Origin of the sequence: Albidovulum salinarum, assembly GCF_025673475.1 — a bacterium.
GTDB lineage: Bacteria > Pseudomonadota > Alphaproteobacteria > Rhodobacterales > Rhodobacteraceae > Albidovulum > Albidovulum salinarum.
In genome coordinates, this window is the sequence record NZ_JAOVQO010000047.1 from 1 (window position 1) to 4,682 (window position 4,682).

A 4,682-nucleotide genomic window follows, 5' to 3' on the forward strand; every position below is an offset into this window, starting at 1 on the left:
GACCCTCTGCGCCCGCTTCCCGCTCTACCCGAGCCTCTGAGCCCGGCGAGACCCGAACACGGCAAGGCCCCCGCGACAACGCGGGGGCTTTGTCTTTGGGGGCACAACGCGCAATGGTCCGGTTCGATCCCAAACAGACTGCGAGTGCAGTCGAAGCATCCTGCAGGTGCAAATTCTTGCCAAGGCAAAGAATAGCGCATGAGCATCCAATGCTTCGTTCGACCCGATCGGATCACGCTCTGACACTGCTTGTACGGCTAGATCGTGGACGAACGCAGCTTGCGGAAAGAGCGGGTGTTACGCCTGTTTCCTGCGAATTCACGCTCGGTTTCACGGCACTCACTCGGAGTTCCCGCACCGTTAACGCCCAAGGCGACGGGCGTTTCACCGCGCATGGTCAGGGTGAAGACACCGAAACGACAAGCACAGGAGAAACAGTAATGTCATTTCTTTGCCACCGCGCCCATTTCTTTGCGTCTTCCGCCATGCTTCTGGCCGCGACCTCAGCCTCTGCCGAGATGGTGACCCTTTATGACGGCGGGTTCACCCGCGTTTCCGCCAGCGCAAAGGTGGCCGAGCATTGTCAGGTCGAGGGGTACCGCTCGGCCGACGGTTGGGCGGAAGCCACGGGCCATCTGATGCTGAAGCAGGATGCCGCGTCCTCCGAAGTCACCGTCACCCTGGATAACGCTCGCCCGGACACGCTCTTTACCATCTGGCTGATGCTTGCGGGGAAAACCCCCGATGGCGAGAGCTTCGGGGGCAGTCCGCTGATGAAATCGGGGGCAACGCCTCTGATTGCGACCGCTGATCTGTCTGAGGCGGTGGGAATCCTGAAATCACCCCGGACCGAGGTCACGAACGGATTCATCACCGATGCGGACGGCCATGGCAGCGTGACCCTGTACCTTGACTACCCGATTATCGGGGGGGCCTATCCATTCCAGCGCTTCGACCGCTTCGACGCAACCGATCCGGCATACACACATGACACACCGCGGGCGATTCCGGTCGCCATCACCGGAGAATCTTCGGGCGCGCCCTTCACCCTCAGGCTCGCGTCGCATTGCGGAGACAACCTGCATGACGGCCTTGTCGCCGGTCAGCATGAACCCTGGTTCGACTGGATTGCCGATTGAGATTCCGAAAACATGAAGCATTCGAGAACCCCGCCTTTTGTGGGGTTCTCGGTGCGGCTGCCTGTTCTCTCTCCAGCATCAACGAAGGAACCACGCGTTGTTCGCCAGTTCGACCGTCGATGGCGCTGGGGCGTTCAAGGCGATTGACCACTTGCCGGCAGGATTGCGGGAGGCCGCGTCAGGTCAGGACAAATCTCGCGGTTGCGGCGAACGGCAGGTCGGTCCCGCACAGCGTACCAACACGATGTTCGGGCATGTCATTGTCCCTTGGCCGGGCCTCACCCCGTTCGGGCGGCTTGGCGCCCGAAGCCGCGCCTCTGCCGAGGGTCCGGAGTCAGTCCTCTATGCCGACGGAAAAGTTGTGCTTCCGGATCGCCCATTGGCATCCGGGTCGCTCCGTGACGCCCCGGGCCAGAGCGCGCAGCTTCGGCATCGCCGCGAACAGCGCCTGCGGCGGGTCGTGCCAGGTCGTCATCATCTGGAGGTAGATGTCACAGGCCGAAAACCGCTCGCCCAGCAGCCACGGCCCGTGGTCCGCCAGCCGGCGCTCGACGATCTCGAGCTGCGACACGGCCGTCGTCAGGGCCTGCGCCTTGACCGCATCCTTTCCGTCGGCGGAGGCCGTGTAGCGGTCCGGATGGTAGTAGCGGTTGTAGGACGGATAGACGGTATCGGCCAGGAACAGCATCCATTGCAGGAACTCGGCCCTGTCGATGTCGTCGAGACCCGGCGCAAGCCCGGCCCCGGGGTGCCGGTCGCAGAGGTAGATGATGATCGCGGCGGATTCGAACATCGACCGCCCGTTGCCGAGTCCCAGGGCGGGGATCAGACCGAGCGGCTGAAGCCTCCGGTACCGGGCCGTCCGCGTCTCGCCCCCGTCGTAGTCGACCTCGTACAGATCGAAGCCGACACCGAGTTCCTTGAGCACGGCCATCGGCGCGCAGGATGACGACCACGGGTGCCAATAGAGGGTGTACACCGGTCAACTCCGTTGGGTGGCTGCGTCCCGGAGTATAGCATCCTCGCCGCGACAATGTCCGAATGCCGGTTCGAACCGCGCCTCCCGCCGCCAGCGCCCGTTCGATTCGCCCGCCTCGGGTGCTCGGGCCAAGGTCGAAGGGGGGCATAGCCGCCCATATCCCGTACCCTTCAGGCTGCCTTGGTCTGTCCTCGGACAAGGGGCCGTGCTTCGCGCACGCCCCGGCCATGCGCGGCGCATTCCCGAACCGGCGATCAGCCTTTCGGCGTGTACCAGATCGGTGAGGTATAGGCGCGTTCCTGGGTCTCCATCGGGCTCTCTTCGGGCACTTCGGATCCCATGCGGAAGGCATCATAGGCGGTCCAGCGCGGCGTCGGGATCTCGATGACACGGGCGTAGTAGAAGGCTCGCTCCGCCGGGTCGAAGTCCGGGTCGGTCCAGACCGTGCCGAGCTCCGCCGCGCCGATCGTGTTTGTCCAGGACGCGCGCGCCACGTCCACGGTGGAGCCGACCGGCGGCAGCTTGCCGTCCTCTCCGGGGACCCGGTCGCCGCCCCAGGCGACGTCGTAAACTTTCTCCTCGGTCGCGCCATCCGCGGTCATCCAGCCCTTGACGATCTGGATGCGGTCAAGATTGCCGCCGATCGGGTCCTTGAGCGCGAAGACCATGAAGGTCGGCGCGGCCGCGCTTTCCGGCGCCGCCGGCAGGTCGCCGCCCATCGGCACGCCCTTGCCGTAGCCGGCGAAGGCCGGTGAGCGGGACGTCAGGTCTTCGTCGGTGTAGCCCCAGCCGCCGAAGAAGCGCACGCCGATCCGCGAGCCCGTCGTGGCGTAGACCTCCTTGCGCTCCATCGCGTCGAAGATAGCCTCGCGCGTGTTCTCGGCGGCCCAGACAGCGGCGAGACCGGAGGCCGCCTGCTCCCAGCCGAGAATGACGACGTCGCCGAACTGGCCGACGACGTGACCGGGGCGCCCCGGGTTCGGCTCGGTACCGGAATGCTTGCCAAAGAAATTGTCCTCCTGCGCCGTGGCGAGCGAGGTGTGGCTGTCGGTCGAGCCGACCATGCCGAACTTGTAGGGGTTGGTCCCGAGCCGCGCCTCGAGCTTCAGACCGGTCTTGAGTGCTTCGCGCGCGTATTCACCGGCCAGCATGTCGTCGGTCTTCAGCTCCGACATGTTGAGGTTACCCTTGTCCCAGGTCTCATAGTCGGCGAACTCGTCGTTGGGCGACAGGAAGGGATGGGCCTCGCCGTCCCCCTTGATCTGGGTCGCCTCGTACATCGGCTCCCACAGGGCGCGGGTTCGGACGTAGTCCTCATCGAGCGCGGTGCCATCGTATTGCGCGTCCTCGGGGAACATGATGCCGTTGGACAGGTTTCCGTTGTGGGCCAGCGCGAGCACGTCGCCGCGGGTCAGGTCCTCGTAGTTCGCCATCCAGGTCCACAGATCCCGCGGATTGATCGAGCCGGCGGGCGGCTCGGTGGTGAAGGGGTCGACCATTGAGGCCTTCCCGCCGCCGTCGCGGTAGATCACCACGCGGTGCATGTTCCCGCCCTGAATGAGCGAGGTCCATTCGTAGCCGATGAAGGCGGTGAAGGCGCCAGGATCGTTTGCCTCCTCCGCCGCGGCGATCTGGCGCTGCCAGACCGAGCGGAACGGCTTGCTCCCGGACTCGACGGCCAACACGGGCGATACCGCCTCGCCGCGCGAGTAGGCGTCGATCAGCTCCAGCGCCGCGGCCACGCCCTCCTCGCCGCCGTTGGCGACCATGGTCGCGATGCGGCGGCCCTCCGGGTCGGCCATGATCGAGCCGTCCTGGGCGTAGATCAGGTCGAACAGGCCCATGTTGTCGGAATGGTCGGCCACGACGAGAAAGTCGAGCGGCCGGGACAGCTTCACTGCCATGCCGGTCGTTGCGGTCACCTGTTCGCCTTTCGCGAAGCGGTATGCGGCGCGCGCGTCCAGCCGGTTGCCGAAAGCGCCCGCGTCGAACGAGGTCGACGTGTGCAGATGCGTATCGCCCCAGAGCGGGCGCGAGGGGAAGCCGCGATCGGCGTAGGGAGAATAGGAGGTGCCGGGAAAAGCCTCGGTGAGGCTGGAAGCTTCGGGAGTTGGTTCGAAGGCGAAAGCGGCGGCGCCGCTCAGGACCAGGGCGGATGTCGTGGTCAACAGACGGTTCATCAGCATCAATTCTCCTCCCGCAAATGCCAGCGCCGATAAGAAAACCCATCTTGGCTGGCATGTCGGTCGGGGCGGCTGATTTCGATCAAGCCCGATCCTGTTCCCCGCAAGAAAGGGCCGCCGCATTTGATTGCGGCGGCAGTTTGGGGGGAGGGAAGGGGGTGGTTCAGATGTCGAGGGTGTTGTCGCGTTCCCACTGGGTGAAGTGGGAGGCGTAGGCGTTCCATTCCTCGGTCTTGAGCTTGATGAAGGCGGCGGAGAAGGCGGGGCCCATGGCCTCTTTCAACTCCTCGTCCTGATCGTAGGCGCGGATCGCGTCGAGCAGGTTCAGCGGCAGTTTCGGCGCGCCGGTGACGGTGTGGCCGTCCTTGTACATGTCGATGT

General features: G+C 65.1%; 3 protein-coding genes and 1 pseudogene. 1 reads left to right on the forward strand and 3 read right to left on the reverse strand.

Annotation, left to right across the window (positions count from 1 at the left end; translation table 11 throughout):
* Positions 1-440: 440 nt before the first annotated feature.
* Positions 441-1,139 (forward strand): hypothetical protein, encoded by a 699-nt coding sequence (locus OEZ60_RS21860; RefSeq protein ID WP_263340935.1) that lies wholly within the window; start codon positions 441-443, stop codon positions 1,137-1,139.
* Positions 1,140-1,473: 334 nt separating this feature from the next.
* Here the strand turns inward: OEZ60_RS21860 and OEZ60_RS21865 are convergent, their stop codons facing one another.
* The 3 genes and pseudogenes from OEZ60_RS21865 to OEZ60_RS21875 all read right to left on the reverse strand — a co-directional run.
* A complete protein-coding gene (locus tag OEZ60_RS21865) occupies positions 1,474-2,118 on the reverse strand; it encodes a glutathione S-transferase family protein (RefSeq protein WP_263340937.1) in 645 nt (214 codons plus the stop codon).
* Positions 2,119-2,372: 254 nt separating this feature from the next.
* Positions 2,373-4,298, reverse strand: a complete 1,926-nt coding sequence (locus OEZ60_RS21870; RefSeq protein ID WP_263340939.1) for a DUF3604 domain-containing protein — start codon at positions 4,296-4,298, stop codon at positions 2,373-2,375.
* 166 nt (positions 4,299-4,464) lie between these two features.
* A pseudogene (locus tag OEZ60_RS21875) lies at positions 4,465-4,682 on the reverse strand (glutamine synthetase); the annotation flags it as partial.